General features: G+C 62.6%; 14 protein-coding genes. 11 read left to right on the top strand and 3 right to left on the bottom strand.

The genetic code is table 11. From position 1 onward, the window contains the following. Positions 1–176 precede the first annotated feature (176 nt). Both ACE4RL_RS05550 and denD read left to right on the top strand, forming a co-directional pair. Positions 177–917: a hypothetical protein gene (locus tag ACE4RL_RS05550; protein WP_375599522.1), complete on the top strand. Its 741-nt coding sequence runs from the start codon at positions 177–179 to the stop codon at positions 915–917. Positions 918–1,045: 128 nt separating this feature from the next. Next, positions 1,046–2,032 (top strand): D-erythronate dehydrogenase, encoded by a 987-nt coding sequence (gene denD / locus ACE4RL_RS05545; RefSeq protein ID WP_375599521.1) that lies wholly within the window; start codon positions 1,046–1,048, stop codon positions 2,030–2,032. 63 nt (positions 2,033–2,095) lie between these two features. Here denD and ACE4RL_RS05540 read toward each other — a convergent pair whose 3' ends face one another. Both ACE4RL_RS05540 and ACE4RL_RS05535 read right to left on the bottom strand, forming a co-directional pair. Continuing rightward, on the bottom strand, positions 2,096–3,400 hold the full coding sequence (locus ACE4RL_RS05540) for a PQQ-dependent sugar dehydrogenase (RefSeq protein ID WP_375599520.1): 1,305 nt from the start codon (positions 3,398–3,400) through the stop codon (positions 2,096–2,098). A gap of 121 nt (positions 3,401–3,521) precedes the next feature. Then, positions 3,522–4,820 carry an MFS transporter gene (locus tag ACE4RL_RS05535; protein ID WP_375599519.1) on the bottom strand — a complete coding sequence of 433 codons (1,299 nt, stop codon included), beginning with the start codon at positions 4,818–4,820 and terminating at the stop codon, positions 3,522–3,524. A 391-nt stretch (positions 4,821–5,211) separates the two neighbouring features. On the opposite strand from ACE4RL_RS05535, the gene ACE4RL_RS05530 reads away from it, so the two are divergent. The 7 genes from ACE4RL_RS05530 to serA all read left to right on the top strand — a co-directional run bounded on the left by ACE4RL_RS05530 (position 5,212) and on the right by serA (position 14,947). After that, positions 5,212–6,912, top strand: a complete 1,701-nt coding sequence (locus ACE4RL_RS05530) for an ATP-binding protein (protein WP_375599518.1) — start codon at positions 5,212–5,214, stop codon at positions 6,910–6,912. Further along, positions 6,909–8,243 (top strand): sigma-54-dependent transcriptional regulator, encoded by a 1,335-nt coding sequence (locus ACE4RL_RS05525; RefSeq protein ID WP_375599517.1) that lies wholly within the window; start codon positions 6,909–6,911, stop codon positions 8,241–8,243. The genes ACE4RL_RS05530 and ACE4RL_RS05525 overlap by 4 nt, the downstream gene beginning before the upstream one ends. A 153-nt stretch (positions 8,244–8,396) precedes the next feature. After that, positions 8,397–9,338, top strand: coding sequence for a TAXI family TRAP transporter solute-binding subunit (locus tag ACE4RL_RS05520; RefSeq protein ID WP_375600239.1), 942 nt, complete (start codon positions 8,397–8,399; stop codon positions 9,336–9,338). 66 nt (positions 9,339–9,404) lie between these two features. After that, positions 9,405–11,522, top strand: coding sequence for a TRAP transporter permease (locus tag ACE4RL_RS05515; protein WP_375599516.1), 2,118 nt, complete (start codon positions 9,405–9,407; stop codon positions 11,520–11,522). Then, a complete protein-coding gene (locus tag ACE4RL_RS05510; protein WP_375599515.1) occupies positions 11,522–11,896 on the top strand; it encodes a DUF1850 domain-containing protein in 375 nt (124 codons plus the stop codon). The genes ACE4RL_RS05515 and ACE4RL_RS05510 overlap by 1 nt, the downstream gene beginning before the upstream one ends. Positions 11,897–12,090: 194 nt before the next feature. After that, positions 12,091–13,272, top strand: coding sequence for a phosphoserine transaminase (locus tag ACE4RL_RS05505; protein ID WP_375599514.1), 1,182 nt, complete (start codon positions 12,091–12,093; stop codon positions 13,270–13,272). 91 nt (positions 13,273–13,363) lie between these two features. Next, complete coding sequence (gene serA, locus ACE4RL_RS05500; RefSeq protein WP_375599513.1) at positions 13,364–14,947, top strand: phosphoglycerate dehydrogenase; 1,584 nt, start codon at positions 13,364–13,366, stop codon at positions 14,945–14,947. 48 nt (positions 14,948–14,995) lie between these two features. On the opposite strand, the gene ACE4RL_RS05495 is transcribed toward serA, so the two are convergent. Continuing rightward, complete coding sequence (locus ACE4RL_RS05495) at positions 14,996–15,940, bottom strand: DMT family transporter (protein ID WP_375599512.1); 945 nt, start codon at positions 15,938–15,940, stop codon at positions 14,996–14,998. A 157-nt stretch (positions 15,941–16,097) separates the two neighbouring features. Here ACE4RL_RS05495 and ACE4RL_RS05490 point away from each other — a divergent pair, with 157 nt between their 5' ends. Both ACE4RL_RS05490 and ACE4RL_RS05485 read left to right on the top strand, forming a co-directional pair. Continuing rightward, on the top strand, positions 16,098–17,387 hold the full coding sequence (locus ACE4RL_RS05490; protein ID WP_375599511.1) for an adenylosuccinate synthase: 1,290 nt from the start codon (positions 16,098–16,100) through the stop codon (positions 17,385–17,387). 48 nt (positions 17,388–17,435) lie between these two features. Continuing rightward, positions 17,436–19,487: a hypothetical protein gene (locus tag ACE4RL_RS05485; protein ID WP_375599510.1), complete on the top strand. Its 2,052-nt coding sequence runs from the start codon at positions 17,436–17,438 to the stop codon at positions 19,485–19,487. Positions 19,488–19,501 lie beyond the last annotated feature (14 nt).

Genomic DNA, 19,501 nt, shown 5'->3' with positions numbered 1-19,501 from the left:
AGCGCCAAATCAAGTCTAAAAGAAACAATAAGACGATCCAAGCAGAGTAATGATCTGTAAACGATCCTGTTTTCTCCCGAATTAGGGTTAAATGTTTAGGTTAAGTGGGCCTTAAGAAGTTTGCCGGATATTGGTCGCAATCGACTTGGTGTCGTGGCAACCAAAGGACCTTCGTCATGCGTAACCTATCCGCCGCAGTACTGGTCGCAGGAGCGACCATGATTGCAGGGCAAGCCGTCGCCGCGGATTTGCCGTACTACCCGCCTGTCATTGAAATTCCCGATGTGGATTATGGCTATTCCGGCTCCTTCTACCTGCGCGGCAGCGCCGGACTGAACCTGCACTGGGCCCCCGAAGTCACCCACACCACCCTGGCTACCGGCAATACGCACGCGATTGACCGCTGGGGTTACGGCTATTCGGTGGGTGCCGGCGTTGGGTTCGAAACGGGTGACGGATGGCGCTTCGACGCTACCGTCGACCACCTGAGCACCGAAGGCATGCAGGCCACTATCGGCGCCGGCGCCAACCCCGCATTGACGCAGGGACCGCACACCCTCTCGCTCCGCTCCACGGTCGTGCTCGCCAATGCCTACTACGATTTTGGCCTTGGCAGCGACTATGGCTATGGAGCCGCTGGCGGCCTGTTCGGCTATGCCGGCGCCGGTGCCGGCGTTGCCTTCAACCGCATGGTCACGCAGGGTTCCGCAGTGCCCGACACCTGGGGCAGCAATACCAGCCTGGCAGCCGCAGGCATGGTCGGTGTCGGCTATGATTTCGGTCAGGTGGTGGCCGATGTTGGATATCGTGGCCTCTATATCCACGACATTGCCAACACCAGCACGAACTTCCCCTATTCGATCAAGAACAACTGGGTCCACGAAGTGCGCGGCACCGTGCGCTACCGCTTCAACTGACGCGCTGGTGGCGGACCGCCACCTCCGCCCAAAGCACAAGGGGCCGGTGTCAGAAGACACCGGCCTCATTCGTTCGCGCTGGACCTGATGGTCCCGACAGTGCTCAATTGCGCATCGAGGAGACTGACATGCATATCCTGATAATCGGTGCCGCCGGCATGGTCGGCCGCAAACTGACTGCGGCGCTGCTCGAAGCCGGCGCAATCGGCGAAGAACAGATCGACCGCCTGACGCTGGCCGATGTGATGGCGCCCGAGCCCCCGCTCCACCGCATTCCCACCGTCCCGGTCGCGGCGGATCTCTCGATCCCCGGTATAGCGACACAACTGGTCGCAGAACAGCCAGACCTGATCTTTCACCTGGCCGCCATCGTCTCTGGCGAAGCGGAGGCCAATTTCGACAAAGGCTATGCGATTAACCTCGATGGCACCCGCCATTTGCTCGAAGCCATCAGGCGTCAGGGCGCAAACGCTCCCTATTGCCCGCGCCTGGTCTTCACCTCATCGATTGCAGTCTTCGGCGAGCCCCTGCCCCCGGCCATTCCGGACGACATGGCCCACACACCACTGACCAGCTATGGCACGCAGAAAGCCATCTGCGAGCTCTTGCTGGCCGACTATTCCCGGCGCGGGTTTGTCGATGGGATCGGCATCCGCCTGCCCACCATTGTGGTGCGGCCCGGCAAGCCGAACAAGGCGGCCTCCGGCTTCTTTTCCGGCATTATCCGCGAGCCCCTCAACGGTATGGAGGCGGTTCTTCCGGTCGAGGACAGTGTGCGGCACTGGTTCGCCAGCCCCCGCGCCGCGATTGGCTTTTTGCTGCATGCCGCGACCCTGGACACTGCTCCGCTCGGCCAGCGCCGCACGCTCACCATGCCGGGGCTTTCCGCCACCATTGCCGAGGAAGTTGCCGCGCTCGAACGCTTTGGCGGTTCTGCTGCAACACGCCTGATCCGTCGCGAACCGGACGAGACGATTGCCCGGATCGTTGCCGGCTGGCCGCAAAATTTCGACACGCGCCGGGCACTGGAACTGGGTTTTCTCGCCGAAACCAGTTTCGACGATATCGTGCGTGCCCATATCGAGGACGAACTGGACGGCAATCGGCTAGGCTGACCAGCAAATGCAGGGGGCGCAGCAGACTAGCTGCGGCGCCCCCGGAAATTGGCAGACCTGGTCTCAGGCGCCGGTGACGCGCCAGATGACGTCGCCCACATCATCGGCCATCAGCACCGAACCATCCTTGGCCAGCGCCACGCCCACCGGACGGCCATAAGAATATTTCTCATCCGGCGAGAGGAAATTGCCCAGGATTTCGCGCGGCATCCCAACCGGCTTGCCGTCCTTGAACTCGACGAACGCCAGCTTGTAGCCCGAGAGCGTAGAGCGGTTCCACGATCCGTGCTGGCCAATGGCCATGCCCGCAGGAAATCCCGGCAGCGTGCCTTCCGGCAGCCAGCAGAGTCCCAACGATGCGGTATGCCCGCCCAGCGCGTAATCCGGCTGCTTGGCGCTGGCAACCTTGGCCGGATCCTGCGGCACCCGGTCGTCGACCACCCGGTCCCAGTAACAATAGGGCCAGCCGTAAAAGCCCCCATCGACCACCGAGGTCAGATAATCGGGCGGTGTCTCGTCACCCAGCCCGTCACGCTCGTTGACCACCGTCCAGAGATGGCCGCCGACCGGTTCCCAGGCCATGCCGACGGGATTGCGCAACCCGCCGGCGAAAATGCGGGACTTGCCTGTGGTCAGGTCCAGTTCGTGAATACAGGCGCGGTTTTCTTCCGCCGCCATGCCGTGATCGCCGATATTGCTGAGCGAACCGACCGCGACATAGAGCTTGGTGCCGTCCTTGGACGCGATGAGATTGCGCGTCCAGTGACCGCCGGGGATCAGGTCCATGAGCTTCTTGCCCGGCGCGGTAATCCTGGTTTCGCCGGCAACATAGGGATAAGCCAGAACCGCATCCGAGGCCCCGACATACAGCGTGTCGCCAATGAGCGCGATGCCGAAGGGCTGACGGACATTCTCGATATAGGCATGGCGCTCCTCGGCCACGCCGTCGCCATCGGCATCGCGCAACAGAGTGACGCGGTTGGGGCTTTTCCCCGCCGCGCGAGCCCGCTTCATGGTCGCGTGCATGGCATGATCGAACAACGAGCGCGGGCCAGAGCCCTCCTCGCCCATGGATTCGGCCACCAGCACATCGCCATTGGGCAGCACATGCATATTGCGCGGATGCACCAGATCGCGGGCAAAGGCATTGACCTTGAGTCCGGCCGCCGGGGTCGGCATGTGATTGCCCTCCCAGCCCTTGGCCGTGGGCATTTTCAGCGTCGGAATCTTGCCCTGCGGCTTTGGATCGGGAATGGACGGGGTCGTACCGAAGGCGTGCGGTTTGGGGCCGTCGCCCGCATGGCGGATGGCAACGGCAGCGCCGCCGACAAGGGCTACGAAGCGGGCGAATAGAGTAGGCTCAGCCATGGATCGTCTCGATTGTGGGGAAATAGAACTGGAATTTGCGCCACGCTAATGGCTTTGCCCGCCGAGAGCCAGTCATTGGTATGACTTTTTGAGCGGTTTTGCCGCAGAACTTGCCCCGACCCTAGGGCACCGGATCGGCCGGTTCGCTCTGCGCCTCGATCGGGTCCTCGATCACCAGATCGCTGAGCTGAATTGCCTCCTCGTCCGCAACCACCGACACCGCAGCGCTGGTACCCAGGTCGAAATTGTGTTTTTCCTCCTCCGGCAGACCCTCGCGCCGCGCCAGCCGCACCGCGACAAACGCAACCAGACCGGCGAACACCAGCCCATTGGTAACAAAAATCCCGGCCGGGCCGATCAACTCGAAGCTGAGCGAGGCCAACAGGGGGCCAATGCTTGAGCCAATGCCGTTGATCAGCAACAGGCCGGCGGACACCTCGACATAATCGGCACGGTCGGCGAAGTCGAAAATATGGGCGGCAGCGATGGCGTAGCAGGGCAGTAGCCCGGCCCCGAACGCAAAGCCGATGGCCAGCCATGGCCAGGTAGCGTAGGGCAGGACTACCAGCACACCGCCGGCGACAATCGAAAACAGCGCCAGCCCGATCAGCACCTGCCGGCGATCCATGGAGTCCGAAATCTTGCCCGCAGGCCATTGCAACACCGCCCCGCCCAGCACGGCAGCACTCATGAACAGCGCTGCATCTCGAATGCTGCCGCTGGTCTCGCTGGCATAGGCAGGCCCCAACGACCAGAACGAACCGGTCGCCATGCCGATGAGAAAAATGGACACCGTGCCAGTCGGGGACAGCCGGAACATGCGCACCGGCCGAAACCGCACGATGGTGATCGGGGCCGGTTGGCTCGACCGTGTCATGACGATGGGCACCGCCGCCAGGGACATTAGCACCGAGGCGATGGAGAACAGAACGAAGCTATCGGGCTGAAACAGCGTCACCAGCATCTGCCCCAGCGTGATGACGGTGAAATTGACCGTGACATAGGTCGAAATCAGCATGCCGCGGGTTTCGTTGGTTGCCTGGTCGTTGAGCCAGCTTTCGACCACGAGATAAAGCCCGGCCAGGCAAAAGCCGGTGATCATGCGCAGGGCGATCCACACTATGGCGTCAACACCAATGGGGAAGCCCAGCGCCGCTGCCGAAGCGATCGAGACCAGCGCGGCGAAGGTGCGGATATGCCCCGCGCGCATGATCAGTCGCGGCGTCAGCACGCAGCCTACCACGAAGCCCAAGAAGTACCCCGAACCAAGCAGACCCACCTCGAAGGGCGAAAAGCCTTCGAGGCCGCCGCGAATGGGCAGCAGCATGACCTGTAGGCCGTTGCCCATGATGAGCAGCGCCACGCTGAGCAGGATGGCGCCGGCCGCCAGCATCGGGGTCAGAAGGGTACTCCGTGGCATGTTCACCTGCCTTTGCTCGCGCTCAATAATATATCCCCGCAGCCGGGCGATCGGTCGAAGGGATATCTGGGGCCATCATGCCTGCTTCGGTCCGCCACGCCAAATCCGTTCCGCCCGTTAGTGGCGGCGAACAAAAACCATTCCAGACATCAATGGGTTGGCCGCTGACGGGTTCCTTGCTCGGCGGCCGCGCTCCCGGCGCGTGATCTGCAAGGTGATGACGAGACTGCCGCTTTGGCGCTAAGCTATCGAGGCAGGAAAGCAAATATGCGGCTGCAGGGGAGGTAGGGTGGCTGGGCAGCGCAGAGCGAGGTGGCATTTTGGCGTCGCGGCCGCCGTCCTGGTGTGCGGTCTGGCTGCTGCCGCTTATTTGCTGGCGCATGAAGCCGGCATGGATCGGCTCGCAGGGCAGTTGCGCGATCGGCTGACCTTGTCGCAGCGCGCCGTCGAGAGCGAGATCGAACGCTTTGCCTATCTGCCCCAGGTGCTGGGCGAAGACAATCGCGTGCTTGACCTTCTGACCCGGCCGTCTGCTGTGCGCGTCGAACGGGTCAATGCCTATCTGGCCAATGTCGCCCGCCACGCCCAGGCAGATGCCGTCTACCTGATTGACCGGAATGGATTGACCCTGGCGGCCTCCAACTGGGATCTGCCCAGCTCCTTTGTGGGCCACAATTACGGTTTCCGGCCCTATTTTACCGATGCGCTCGAACTGGGCCGGGGCGCCTATTATGCCGTGGGCGTGACCACCGGCGTGCCGGGCTATTTCCTTTCCAGCCGCATCGACGGGCCGGAGGGGCCGCTGGGCGTGGCGGTCGTCAAGGTGGACATGTCGCCGCTCGAACGCGTCTGGGCGGAGGCGGGAGAGATGACCGGCGTGGCCGACAGTGCGGGTATCGTCTTTCTGAGCGGGGTACCCAATTGGCGCTATCGACCCCTTTATGCCCTCTCAGAAGCGGACAAGACGCGGATCCAGGCTGAGCGCCGCTATGATGGCAACGATGTGTTCGCCCGGGCGCCGCTGGTTGACGCATTGGAGACCGAAGGGCTCACATCCGTGAACCAGGAAGGACTGCCGCGCCTGGCGCTGAGCACCACCCTGATCGCGCCCAAGGGATGGCGGCTGCTCAGCGCACTGCCCTCTGCGCCCGTTCGCGATCAGGCACAATTGGTCGCCGGGGTGGTGGGTCTCCTCACCCTCGTTTGCCTTTTGGTTGGGCTTTATGGCTATCAGCGTCGGCAGCTGACGCGCTGGAAGCTCGAGCAGAACGCAGTGCTGGAGCGTCGCGTGGCCGAGCGCACCGGTGCACTGGCGCGCGAGGTCGAGGAGCGCAAGCGCGCCGAGGACGAATTGCGCCTGACCCAGGACAGCCTGATCCATGCCGCCAAGCTGGCGGCGTTGGGACGCATGTCCGCGGCAATCGTCCATGAGGTCAGCCAACCCCTTTCGGCGCTGGACAACACACTTGCCGCGGCCAGCCTGCATGCCCGCAACCAGAATACCGAAAAATCCACGGCCTCCATTCAAGCCGGACGGGACCTCCTCAAGCGGATGCAGCGCACAATCAAGTATCTGAGGACCTTTTCATCGCGCGCCAAAAGCCTGCCAAGCGAACCGATCGCCCTTGACCAATCCATCGCCGAAGCGCTCGATATCGTCGCGCCCAGGGCGAAGGAGCGCGGGGTCTCTCCCGTGCTGGAAAGCACCGATTCAACGATCATGGCCGCTGTCAATGCAGTTCGAATCGAGCAGGTCTTCATCAATCTTCTGATCAACGCGATCGATGCGACAGCCAGCATGGGCAATTCCCAGGTCTCCGTGAGTCTGAAACAGTCCGGCGACATGGCGATGGTGGAGTTCTGCGACGCGGGCCCGGGCATCCCGCAAGATATCGCCGACCAGATCACCGAGCCGTTCTTCACCACCAAGGCATCCGGCGAAGGCCTTGGCTTGGGTCTTTCCATATCCCGGGCGATCTTGGAGGACTATAAGGGCACGCTGACCTTTTCATCGGCGCCGGGTGGCGGCGCATGTGCAACCGTTTCTCTCCCCCTGGCATCCCGGTCGGTCAAGCTGGAGCCCGCCCAATGACCCGCGGCCGGATAGTATTTGTCGATGACGAACCCGATCTCTGCGCTGCCGCGGCCGATTGGCTCGACGCCAGCGGCTTTGCGGTCGAGACCTTCTGCGATCCCAGAGAGGCGCTCGGCAGCATCGACAGCATGGCCTGCGACTGCGTGGTGTCGGACATCCGCATGCCCGGCCTGTCCGGCCTCGACCTCTTGGGGAACATCCGCCAGCGCGATCCGGACCTTCCCGTGATCTTGCTGACGGGCCACGCAGACGTGCCTTTGGCGGTGGAGGCCATTCAGGCCGGCGCCTATCACTTTCTCGAAAAGCCTTATGATGCCGACCTACTGGTCTCCATTCTTGACAATGGCGTCGAGCGGCGACGGCTCAAACGGGAGATAGAACGCCTGCAACGCGGGGCAGAAGACATCGAGACAAGGTTGATCGGCACGTCCCCGGCGATGGCGACCCTCCGTCGAGCGGTACAGCGCCTCGCCGATATTGATGTGGATGTGCTGATCACTGGCGAAACCGGCACCGGCAAGGAAGTCGTTGCCCGAGCCCTCCATGATCTTGGTCGCCGCCGCGCTGCACCATTTGTCGCCATCAACTGTGCGGCCATTCCCGAAACGATCTTCGAAAGCGAATTGTTCGGGCATGAGCGGGGCGCGTTTACCGGGGCGCAAGGGGCGCGTCAGGGGCGGGTTGCCTATGCCTCAGGCGGAACGGTGTTTCTTGACGAGATAGAATCCATGCCATTGGCGCTGCAGGCCAAGGTGCTGCGCATCATCCAGGAGCGCATGGTCGAACCGATCGGCTCCAACCAGCAGATACCGGTCGATGTCCGTTTCATCGCCGCGACCAAGGTCGATCTCAAGACGGAAAGCGAAGCGGGGCGGTTCCGGTCCGATCTTTACTTCCGCCTTGCCACCATCGACCTGCCGGTCCCTCCATTGCGCGACCGGCCAGAGGATATCCTGCTGCTCTACAATGTCTTTGCGCGCCGTGCGGCCGAGCGGCATAGCCTCCCCTTCCGGGAATTGCCCCCCGAGCTCGGCCTGGAGCTTTCGCAGCGGCGCTGGCCTGGCAATGTTCGCGAGCTCAAATCCTATGCCGAGCGCATGGTGATTGGGCTCGAATCCCCGGCCTTGGCGCCGGCAAGTTCAGCCAGCCTGCCTGAACTGGTGGCTGCCTATGAGGCCAAGCTCATTGCCGCCACGCTTCAAGCCAGCGGGGGCGCCACCGCCGAGGCGGCAGAGCGGCTGGGCGTGCCGCGTCGAACGCTCAACGAGAAGATTGCCAAATATGGCCTGCGCCTCGAGCCCGAGCTTGGCGAAACTTCGCCAGGCTGATCGGCGTGCGGGCGGAGTTCCGCTTGGGCCCGAAGAATAAATTCAATGATTTCAATGCCACCGGCTTGGCACGCGGATTGCTCCTAGTCGATCGGTACGCCGCAATGACCGGCGGCCATCAAACCTATTGGGAGGAAATCGATGACCAAGATGATGACGCGCCTGGGCGCGGCAGCCCTGCTGTGCACCGCCCTTGCCACGCCGGCCGCTTATGGCCAGGAATTCATCAATGTGCTGACCGGCGGCACTTCGGGCGTCTACTATCCGCTGGGCGTCGCGCTCAGCGAAATCTACGGCGACGGGATCGAGGGATCGCGGACCCAGGTGCAGTCGACCAAGGCCTCGGTCGAAAACCTCAACCTGCTCGCTCAGGGACGCGGTGAAATTGCCTTTGCCCTGGGCGACTCGGTCGCGCTGGCCTGGGCAGGAAGCGAAGAAGCTGGCTTCCCGCAGCGCTTGGAAGGCCTTCGGGCCATTGCGGCCATCTATCCAAACTACGTGCAGATCGTTGCCGACGCCGCCTCCGGCATTGAGACGCTGGAAGACCTGCCCGGCAAATCCATGTCGGTGGGCGCGCCGGCTTCGGGCACCGAACTCAATGCCCGCGCCATCTTTGGAGCTGCGGGACTGAGCTATGAGGATCTTGGCCGGGTGGAATACCTGCCCTATGCGGAATCTGCCGAACTGATCAAGAACCGCCAACTCGACTCCACTCTGCAGTCCGCGGGCCTGGGCGTGGCCTTCATCCAGGATTTGACGGCGACCCATGAGATCAACATCGTGGCCATTCCAGCCGAGACGGTCGTGCAGATCGGCGAGCCCTATGTGCCCGCCGTCATCCCGGCCGGTACCTATAGCGGCCAGGACGAGGACGTACCGACCGCCGCCATCGGCAATATCCTTGTGTCCCACGAGGGCGTAAGCGAGGAAACCGCCTACCAGATGACCAAGCTGCTGTTCGAAAATCTCGATCGCATGCGGGCCGCCCACAGCGCTGCCGAGAACATCGACATCAACGCCGCGATCAAGGGCTTGCCCATTCCGCTGCATCCCGGCGCCGAACGGTATTACCGCGAACAGGGCATCATTCAATAATGCCCCTGGGACCCGCCGCCTTCGTCGGCGGGTCCACACATTGCTCTTCTGGGAGGAAAGAGACCTATGACCCAATCCGGTGACATTCGGGCCGACACCCTTGCTCATCAATCCGAGGAGGAGATTGCCGAGGGACTGCCACCGGGCTTTGGCCCGGGCATTACAGGCAAGATCGCCTTCGGTACGGCCATCGCCTTTGCCCTCTTCACACTCTGGACGGCAGCCTATGGCACCCTGCCCAGCCAGGTTGTGCGCGCCATGCATGTTGGCTTTCTGCTGCTCTTGAGCTTCGGACTTGTAGCAAACCTGGTGGCCAGGACCGCACCGGCCAAGGCCTTGTTCTGGGCGCTGGGCGTGGCCGGATTTCTAACCGGTGTCTACAACTGGGTGTTCTACGCAGACCTCATTCGCCGCACCGGCTTCCTGACCACAATGGACCTGATCGTTGGCACCACTGCCGTCGTGCTGGTCTTTGAAGCAGCGCGCCGCATCCTGGGTTGGCCTCTCGCGCTGATTGCGGGCATCTTTCTTGCCTACTGCTTCTTCGGGCAACACCTCCCTGCCCCGCTGATCCATCGCGGCTATGATTTCGAGCTCATTGTGGAGCATTTCGGCTTCGGCACAGAAGGCATCTACGGAACACCGATCTATGTGTCAGCCGCCTACATCTTCATTTTTGTCGTCTTTGCTGCCTTCCTCGAACGGGCTGGCATGCTCAAGCTGTTCAATGACTTCGCCCTCGGGCTGGTCGGCGGGACCAGGGGTGGCCCGGCGCAGGTCGCGGTGCTGTCCTCGGCGCTCATGGGGACCATATCGGGCTCCGGTGTCGCCAATGTCGTGGCCTCCGGGCAATTCACCATTCCGCTGATGAAACGCTTCGGCTACCGGTCCGCCTTTGCCGGAGGTGTCGAAGCCACGGCCTCGATGGGCGGGCAAATCATGCCGCCGGTCATGGGGGCAGTGGCCTTCATCATGGCCGAAACGCTCAATGTCCCCTACGCCGCGATCGTACAGGCAGCGATCATTCCGGCCTCGCTCTACTTTGCTGTCTGTTTCTGGATGGTGCGCCTGGAAGCCGGGCGACTTGGCCTCAAAGGCATGTCCAGGGAGCAGCTTCCCAATCCCTGGCGCGCGGTCAAGGAACAGTGGCCACTGATCCTGCCTCTGGCCGCGTTGGTCTATCTGCTCCTGGCCGGCTACACGCCCGTCTTCGCGGGGACGATGGGTCTGGCGCTGGTCGTCGTTTTGATCTTGGGCACGCCGCTCGCCGCCCTTATTGGGCCAATGGCATTCCGGATTGTCTTCTGGATCGCGCTTGGCCTGGCAGCCGCCTCGTTCGCCTGGGTTGGCGTCAACCTGCTGTTGGCGGTCATACTCGGGCTGATCCTGGCCTGCGCCTTGTTCAAGGGCGGCCGGGAAACCCTGGCCATCTGCCGCGATGCGTTGGCTCAGGGTGCGCGCAATGCCCTGCCCGTCGGCGTTGCCTGTGCGGTCGTGGGGGTTGTGATCGGCACTCTGACCCTCACCGGCATTGCCTCGACCTTCATCAGCGCCATCATCAGCATCGGGGAAAGCAATCTCTTCCTCTCGCTCGTCCTGACCATGCTCACCTGCCTGGTGCTGGGCATGGGCATCCCCACCATCCCCAACTACATCATCACCTCTTCGTTGGCAGGACCGGCCCTACTTGAACTGGGCGTGCCGCTCCTGGTCAGCCACATGTTTGTCTTCTATTTCGGCATTATGGCCGACCTTACCCCCCCGGTGGCGCTGGCCTGCTTTGCAGCGGCCCCCATCGCCAAATCGAGCGGGCTGAAGATTTCGCTTAACGCCATCAAACTGGCAGCCGCAGGGTTCGTGATCCCCTTCATGGCCGTGTTCACGCCATCCCTCATGCTGCAGGAAGGCGGCTGGATGGCGGAGGCTTATGGATATCCGGTGGAGGTCGCCTATGTGATCTTCAAGGCCTGCGTGGGTATCGGGCTAACCGGTGTCGGATTGATCGGCTTCCTCTTCGTCAAGGCCGGGGTGGTGGAACGCGCAGCCTTCCTTGCCGCTGGCATCACGCTGATCCTGGCCCTGCCGATGACTGACGAAATCGGCTTCGCCCTGGGATTTGTCCTTGTCGCACTGCAGGTCTGGCGGCTGCGCAAGGCGCGCCAGACTGCTGCAAGGCAAGCTTGATGAGCCTCTGTATTGCCGCAGGCGGGAAGCTTATCGCGCTTGCGGCAACCGCCTTTTCACTCAACTGGACCCACTCGGTTGAAAAGACCGTCTGGTCGGAAAACTGGATCGTGCAGGGCAATGCCCTCAAGGTCGTGGAGGCCAGCGTAGAAGGCTCTGGTGCCGGGATAGAACTTCCAGACAATGCAGTGCTGCGGGATGGGCGGTGGGTCTATGCGCCGCAGCTTGCGCCCATCGAAAATCTCATTCTTGCGGCATCTGGCGCGACCGTCTCACCCTGGACCCTGTGCACGCCCGATACCTGCCTCGATCTTGGCGGCAAGGCGGCAGACCCAGCAAGAATCTGGGTTTCGCAACGCTGCGTTGTCGACTGAGCTGCCAGATCAGCCAGCCGCTATGACTTTCGCACCGGCCCGGCCTGATTGGTGGTACAACCAACTGCTACTAAGCTACAAACTAACTAACCCGAGATCAGAATCCATTTGACGGTTTCCCTTCCCAGGAGTATTGGCGGCCTCAGGACATCTCGCCCTAACGCGAGACAATAGGCCTGGGAGGGCCGCTTGATATGGCTGATACGCCCCAAACCGCACCGGCGGTCAAACCGGCTAATCCAAATTTCTCGTCGGGTCCGTGCTCCAAGCGTCCAGGTTGGACGATTGATGCGCTTGCCGGCGCGCTGACCGGCCGCTCGCACCGGGCCAAACCCGCCAAGGCGCGCATTCAGCAGGCCATCGACCTGACCCGCGACCTGCTCGAAGTGCCCGCCGACTATCGCATCGGCATTGTTCCCGCTTCCGATACCGGCGCCGTGGAAATGTTCCTCTGGAGCGCCTTGGGCGCCCGCGGCGTCGACATGCTCGCCTGGGAAAGCTTCGGCGCCGGCTGGGTCACCGATGTGCAAAAGCAGCTCAAGCTCGACGATGTCCGTGTGCTCGACGCGCCCTATGGCGAATTGCCCGATCTGACCCAGGTCGATTTCAACCGCGATGTTGTCTTCACCTGGAACGGCACCACCTCGGGCGTCCGCGTCCCCAATGCCGACTGGATCCCCGCCGACCGCGAAGGCCTGACCATTTGCGACGCGACTTCGGCCGCCTTCGCGCAGAATCTCGATTTTGCCAAGCTCGATGTCGTCACCTTCTCCTGGCAGAAAGCGCTGGGCGGCGAGGCGGCCCATGGTGTGCTGATCCTCTCGCCCCGCGCCGTCGAACGGCTCGAAAGCTATAAGCCTGATCGTCCGCTGCCGAAAATCTTCCGCATGACCAAGGGCGGCAAGCTGATCGAAGGCATCTTCAAGGCCGAAACCATCAATACCGTCTCGATGATCTGCATCGAGGATGCGGTGGATGCCATGCAATGGGGTGTCGAGATCGGTGGTCTCAAGGCCATGCAGGCTCGCGCCGACGCCAATGCCAAGGTACTGGCCGACTGGGTGGCAAAGACCGACTGGATCGACTTCCTGGCCAAAAAGGAAGACGAACGCTCCAACACCTCGGTGTGTCTGGTCATCTCCGATCCCGACATCAACGCGCTTGATGCCGACGCTCAGGCGGCTTTTGCCAAGGCCATTGTCGCCCGTCTCGACAAGGAAGGCGTGGCCTATGACATCGGCGGATACCGCGATGCGCCTACAGGCCTGCGGATCTGGACCGGCTCGACCGTTGAAGCGTCCGACCTCGAAAAGCTGACGCCGTGGCTCGATTGGGCGTTCGCCCAGGAGAAGGCCGCGCTCAAGGCCGCTGCCTGAACCCCTGCCGGCCCCGCGAGGCGGGGCCCCTTTCCCCTTTTCATGGTGAAGCTGGGCGAAGCCCGCTCCCATCAAAAACAGGACTGCTCCAATGCCCAAAGTTCTCGTTTCCGACAAGCTGAGCCCCACCGCCGTCCAGATCTTCAAGGACAATGGCGTCGAGGTCGACTACCTGCCCGATCTGGGCAAGGACAAGGACAAGCTGTTCGAGGTCATCGGCCAGTATGATGGCCTCGCCATCCGCTCGGCCACCAAGGTGACTGAAAAGATCCTTTCGGCCGCCACCAATCTCAAGGTCATCGGCCGCGCTGGTATCGGTGTCGACAATGTCGATATTCCGGCCGCGACCAAGAAGGGCATCATCGTGATGAACACGCCCTTCGGCAATTCCATCACCACGGCCGAACATGCCATTGCCATGATGATGGCACTGGCCCGCCAGCTTCCCGAGGCCGACGCCTCGACCCGCGCCTCCAAGTGGGAGAAGAACCGCTTCATGGGTGTGGAAGTCACCCACAAGACGCTGGGTTTGATCGGGGCGGGCAATATTGGCTCGATTGTCGCCGACCGCGCCCAGGGCCTCAAGATGAAGGTCATTGCCTATGACCCGTTCCTGACCCCGGAACGCGCTGTGGAGCTGGGTGTGGAAAAGGTCGAGCTCAACGACCTGCTGGCGCGCGCCGATTTCATCACCCTCCATACCCCGCTGATCGACGCCACCCGCAACATCCTTAATGCCGACACCCTGGCCAAGACCAAGAAGGGCGTTCGGATCATCAATTGCGCCCGCGGCGGTCTGATCGATGAAGCAGCGCTCTTTGAAGCACTCAAGTCCGGCCAGGTCGCCGGCGCTGCATTGGACGTGTTCCTTGAAGAGCCCGCCCAGAACAATCCGCTGTTCGAACTGCCCAACGTCATCTGCACCCCCCATCTTGGCGCGGCGACAACCGAGGCGCAGGAAAACGTGGCGCTGCAGGTTGCCGAACAGATTTCGGCCTATCTGATGACCGGCGAGATCACCAATGCGCTCAATTTCCCGTCCATCTCGGCCGAGGAAGCCCCGATTATCACACCCTGGGTCAAGCTCGCCGAGGCCCTTGGCTCCTTTGCCGGCCAGCTGACGGAGACCGCGATTTCGGGCATCAAGCTCGAGTTCGAAGGCACTCCGGCTGGTCTGAACACCCGCCCCATGGTCGCCGCCGCCATCAATGGCGTGCTCAAGCCTTCGCTGGGCGACATCAACATGGTTTCTGCCCCCCAGATCGCCAAGGACCGTGGCATTGTGGTGGAAACCACCAATCGCGACCAGCAGGGCGCCTATGAAGGCTATATCCGCCTGACCGTAACCACTGAACGGCAGACCCGCGGTGTCGCTGGCACCCTGTTCGCCAATGGCAAGCCGCGCATCATCCAGGTCAAGGACATCAACATGGAAGCGGAAGTCACTCCGCACATGCTCTATGTCACCAATGAAGACAAGCCGGGCCATATCGGCCGTCTCGGTACCATCCTGGGCACGCTGGGCATTAATATCGCCAACTTCAATCTCGGTCGCGCGGAAGTTGGTGGCGACGCCATCGCGCTCGTCTCCATCGACGGCACCCTGACAGCCGACCAACTGGGCCAGATCGCCGGGCTTGAAGGCGTCAAGCAGGCCAAGGCGCTCACATTCTAGGATTGCTCAGATCAGCGACGTTGGGAGGCGGCCTCGGGGCCGCCTCTCTTATTTTACCCGCCGCGCCGCCCATTCCGCCAGCAGAATGCCGCTGACGATGATCGCCGCGGCGACAAAGTGATAAGCCTGCAGGGTCTCGCCCAGAATGATTACCGAGCCCAATGTTCCGAACACCGGGATGAGGTTGTGGCTGGGCGCAGCGCGATTGGCGCCCACCAGTTCCACCCCGCGGGCATAGGCCACCTGACTGAACATGGATGGGAAAACCGCCACATAGGCAATGACGGCCCAGACCACTGGCGGCGCCGAGGTGAGCGTGGCCACCTGCCCCAACCCGCCTTGGGAAAACGCCAGCATGACAACGGACGTGATTGCCGCGCCCGAAAAGCTGACGGCCATGAAGCTCAAGATGTGCATCTTCGGGCGGAAGCGCAGCGCCAGCGTGTAGCTGGTATAGGCCAGGCAGGCGAGCATGACGAAACCGTCGCCCGCATTGATGTCGAGCGTCAGGATGCGCATGAGGTCGCCATGCGTGGCGGTCAGCACGACCCCGGTGATGGCCAGCAAGACCCCCAGGATCTGGATGAACTGTGCCCGCACCCGGAAAATGATGAAATTGGCCCCCAGGATCAGCATCGGCAGCGAGCCCTGCTCGATTGCCGAATTGACCGCCGTCGTGGTCTGCAGCCCCAGATAGAGAAAGCCGTTGAAGAGGGCATAACCGACCGCGCCATAGGCCATCAGCACCAGCCAATGCCGGCGCACCACGTCCCAATCCCCTTTCAGATGCGGCCAGGCAAAGGGGAGGATGAAGCTGGTGGCCAGGACGCAACGGCTGGCCAGCAGTAAAAATGGGTCGATTTGCCCAACGGTTAGCTTGGCGGCCACCACATTGCCGCCCCAGAACAGCGGTGCCAGCACCAATAGCAGATAGGGTTGTTCCAGAACGCGGGCGAAAAAGCCGCTACTTTGCTCATGTTGCGGCTTTGTCATCGTCGCCCGGGTGATGTATGGACAATCGGACTTATCAGTTATTCGGCCATAATCAAACCCGACAAAGGTGGCCGGGGGGACGTCACGTCCAATCATCGTGGGGACCGACGCGTCGTGTGCGGTCCCGTTTGTGTGCCTGCTTTGGGGAAGACTGAATATGGCGAATGTGGTTGTCGTCGGCTCGCAATGGGGCGACGAGGGCAAGGGCAAGATCGTGGACTGGCTTTCGGAGCGCGCCGACGTCGTGGTGCGTTTCCATGGTGGCCACAATGCCGGCCACACGCTGGTCATTGATGGTGTCAGCTACAAGCTGGCGTTGCTGCCCTCAGGTCTAGTGCAAGGCAAGCTCTCGGTCATCGGCAATGGCGTGGTCGTGGACCCGCACCACTTCGTCGAGGAAATGGCCAAGCTGCGCGCTCAGGGGGTCAAAATCACCCCTGAAGTGCTGCGCGTGGCGGACAATGCCCCGCTGATTCTTTCGCTGCACCGCGAGCTCGACGGCATTCGCGAAGACGCCAATTCCGGCCTCAAGATCGGCACCACCCGCCGCGGCATCGGTCCGGCCTATGAGGACAAGGTGGGCCGCCGCGCGATCCGTCTTGTTGATCTGAGCGAACCCGATACGCTCATGCCCAAGATCGAGCGCCTCCTGACGCATCACAATGCGCTGCGCCGGGGCATGGGTCTGACGGAGATCTCGGCCGACACCATCCATGAAGAGCTGACCACTATCGCTGCCGAGATCCTGCCCTTCATGGATCAGGTCTGGCGCGTGCTGGATCAGAAGCGCCGCGAGGGGGCACGCATCCTGTTCGAAGGCGCGCAGGGTGCCCTGCTCGACAATGACCACGGCACCTATCCCTTCGTCACCTCGTCCAGCACCGTTGCCGGACAGGCCGCTGCCGGCTCGGGACTCGGGCCCACGGCCATCGACTATGTGCTCGGCATCACCAAGGCTTACACCACCCGCGTGGGCGAAGGCCCCTTCCCTTGCGAGCTCGATGACGAAATCGGCAAGCATCTGGCCGTTGTCGGTCGCGAAGTGGGTGTCAATACGGGCCGCCCGCGCCGCTGTGGCTGGTTCGACGCGGTCCTGGTGCGACAGACCGTCAAGACCTCGGGCATTACCGGCATTGCCCTGACCAAGCTCGACGTGCTCGATGGCCTTAAAGAGATCAAGGTCTGTGTCGGCTATGAGCTGGATGGATCACGCATTGATTATTTGCCTGCCTCAATGGGGGCACAGGCGCGGGTTAAGCCGATTTACGAGACGCTCGAAGGTTGGTCCGAAACCACTGCGGGTGCGCGAAGCTGGGCCGAATTGCCCGCCCAGGCGGTCAAATATGTCCGCTATATCGAGGAACTGATCGGTGCTCCTGTTGCCCTGTTATCCACTAGTCCCGAGCGTGCAGACACCATCTTGGTCGTTGACCCATTCCAAGACTGACAAATTTTGCTAAAAGACTGCGCTGTCAGAGTGAGTACCAAGTAGCCAATGGCGGATTACAAGGAGCTGTTGCGTCGGGCCATCTCGGCGCTGCCGGAGAATAACGGGGCCGCGCGTCGCGCGGTCTATGAAAAGGCGCGTTCGGCCCTTGTCGGGCAATTGCGCGCCATTCAGCCCCCCCTTCCGGCACGTGACATCACCCAGCATCGCCTGCAGCTTGAGGATTGCATCCGCCAGGTCGAGCAGGAGGCCAGCGAGGCCGTTATCAGCCTGGGCCGGGACGGACCGCTAGCGGCACGCCCGGTTGCGCCCCCGCCCCGCCAAGTTCAACCACCGCCTTCCCCTTCCGCGGCCGAAGCCGCGCCGGCACCCGAGCAGGCCTCCGGGCCAATCGATGAACCATTTGAAGAGGCCGGGACAGAGTCCGAGCCGGATACGGCAGCTGCCGAAGAAATGCCGGACACCCCGGCCGGAACGGCCCTGCAGGACGCGATCGAGGACAGTCGCCCCCAGACCGCCCCCGTCACCGAGGACGTCGCGCCGGTTTCAGAACCGGAGGAGAGCGCGCCCGAGCCAGCCGAACTGGAGGCAGAGACACTGGCACCCCCGGCCAAGCCAACCTCTATCGAAGAAATCATCGCTCAGGCGGCCCGGTCCACCCGCGCGAAAGTGACGCCCAATGCAGATACCGGGCGCGACAATGGCCGCAAGCCGAGCACTACGGTTGAGCAGGCAGGTCAGGGCAAGAGCTACGCCTTTGCGCCCCGTGACAGCGCCGGCCGGGCCATTGGGGCTGTCGTTCCGTCGACCCTGGCGCCACGCATCGAACCCGTCATGGGCAGCACGGCCCTGGCCAGCCAGCCTGCCGGACACAAACCGGTTCTGATCGACCCGCCCCTTCCGGTGGACCCAGCGCTGTCCAGCGTCCGCGAAGTCGAGGTGGAGCAGGACGATGCCCGCGCAGCCGAAGGTGCCATTGAGCGGGCCATTGAAACACTGGATCGCGAGGCGCGTGGCGAAACCACCCAGGCACCAGCGTCCGAAGCGCCGTCCGACTTCGCCACCGAGCCGGCCGGGGAAGACGAAGCCAGCTTTGCTCCGGCCGATGCCGAGCGCCGCACAGGCGCGGGCCTGACCATTTTCCTGATCGTCTTCGCCCTGCTGCTTGCCGGTGTTGGCGGCGCTGGTTTCTGGGCCTGGCGTGAAGGCTTTGTCGATCTTGACCAGATGTTCGGCCGCAGCCAGACCGCCGCGGTGCAATCCAATGTCACCGAGCAGCCCACAGGGCCGACCATGGACAACACCACCCCTGAGCCCTCTGCCGGCGAAGAAGCTGCTACCGGCCCGGGCAATACAGCGACCACCTCGGCGACCGAACCGACCAGCGCCCTGGAAGCTGGCAGTGAAGAACGGCTTGAGCCAACGCCCGAGCCCGTCACTCCCACCGGCAACGAAACCGTGCTGCCTTCCATCGATAGCGGCGAGGTCAAGACCGAAGAGCGCCTCTCAGGCGAGGACACGTCCATCGCCGCGACCGAAGATCCGGCGGCCAGCGTTGACCCCGCCGTTCTAGCCGGCAATCAGTCCCTGCTGCTCGAGGCCTCGACCAGAGGCCAGGCCAGCACGGTGCCATTCTCGGGCACTGTGGAATGGACTCAGGGTACTGACGAAATCGGCCAGCCGACCCTGGTGGCTGAGGCCAGCATCCCGGCGCGCAACATGAGCGTCAATATTCTCATCCGCAAGAATATTGACCCCAGTCTGCCGGCGAGCCACCTGATGGAAATCAGCTTCGACGTGCCCGATACCTTCGTTGGCGGCTCAATCGCGACCCTGGCCGGCGTGCTGCTTAAGAACGAGGAGCTGGTGCCGGGCACCGCACTGGCCGGTGCCGCCGCGCGCATCGTGGGTAATACGTTCCTGTTTGCGCTCAGCGCCTCCGCGGACGACCTGACGGCCAATACCCGCCTGCTCGACACTCAACGCTGGATGGACCTGGCCATTGTCTATGGCACCGGACGCAACGCCATCCTGACCCTGGAAAAGGACGAGGAAGCGCAGGCCCTGTTCGATAGTGTGCTGACAGCCTGGGCGGAATAGTCGCTCCGCTGGCG

It is taken from the genome of Devosia polycyclovorans (assembly GCF_042181575.1).
In the GTDB taxonomy this organism is placed as follows: Bacteria; Pseudomonadota; Alphaproteobacteria; order Rhizobiales; family Devosiaceae; genus Devosia; species Devosia polycyclovorans.
This window is presented reverse-complemented; position numbering and strand designations above follow the sequence as displayed.

Excerpts from the sequence above, each read along its gene's own strand:
- ACE4RL_RS05535 (WP_375599519.1), bottom strand. The coding sequence starts at position 4,820 with ATGCCACGGAGTACCCTTCTGACCCCGATGCTGGCGGCCGGCGCCATC.
- ACE4RL_RS05540 (WP_375599520.1), bottom strand. The coding sequence starts at position 3,400 with ATGGCTGAGCCTACTCTATTCGCCCGCTTCGTAGCCCTTGTCGGCGGC.
- ACE4RL_RS05490 (WP_375599511.1), top strand. The coding sequence starts at position 16,098 with ATGGCGAATGTGGTTGTCGTCGGCTCGCAATGGGGCGACGAGGGCAAG.
- ACE4RL_RS05550 (WP_375599522.1), top strand. The coding sequence starts at position 177 with ATGCGTAACCTATCCGCCGCAGTACTGGTCGCAGGAGCGACCATGATT.
- serA (WP_375599513.1), top strand. The coding sequence starts at position 13,364 with ATGCCCAAAGTTCTCGTTTCCGACAAGCTGAGCCCCACCGCCGTCCAG.
- ACE4RL_RS05515 (WP_375599516.1), top strand. The coding sequence starts at position 9,405 with ATGACCCAATCCGGTGACATTCGGGCCGACACCCTTGCTCATCAATCC.
- ACE4RL_RS05520 (WP_375600239.1), top strand. The coding sequence starts at position 8,397 with ATGACGCGCCTGGGCGCGGCAGCCCTGCTGTGCACCGCCCTTGCCACG.
- ACE4RL_RS05495 (WP_375599512.1), bottom strand. The coding sequence starts at position 15,940 with ATGACAAAGCCGCAACATGAGCAAAGTAGCGGCTTTTTCGCCCGCGTT.
- ACE4RL_RS05530 (WP_375599518.1), top strand. The coding sequence starts at position 5,212 with ATGGATCGGCTCGCAGGGCAGTTGCGCGATCGGCTGACCTTGTCGCAG.
- denD (WP_375599521.1), top strand. The coding sequence starts at position 1,046 with ATGCATATCCTGATAATCGGTGCCGCCGGCATGGTCGGCCGCAAACTG.
- ACE4RL_RS05525 (WP_375599517.1), top strand. The coding sequence starts at position 6,909 with ATGACCCGCGGCCGGATAGTATTTGTCGATGACGAACCCGATCTCTGC.
- ACE4RL_RS05505 (WP_375599514.1), top strand. The coding sequence starts at position 12,091 with ATGGCTGATACGCCCCAAACCGCACCGGCGGTCAAACCGGCTAATCCA.
- ACE4RL_RS05510 (WP_375599515.1), top strand. The coding sequence starts at position 11,522 with ATGAGCCTCTGTATTGCCGCAGGCGGGAAGCTTATCGCGCTTGCGGCA.
- ACE4RL_RS05485 (WP_375599510.1), top strand. The coding sequence starts at position 17,436 with ATGGCGGATTACAAGGAGCTGTTGCGTCGGGCCATCTCGGCGCTGCCG.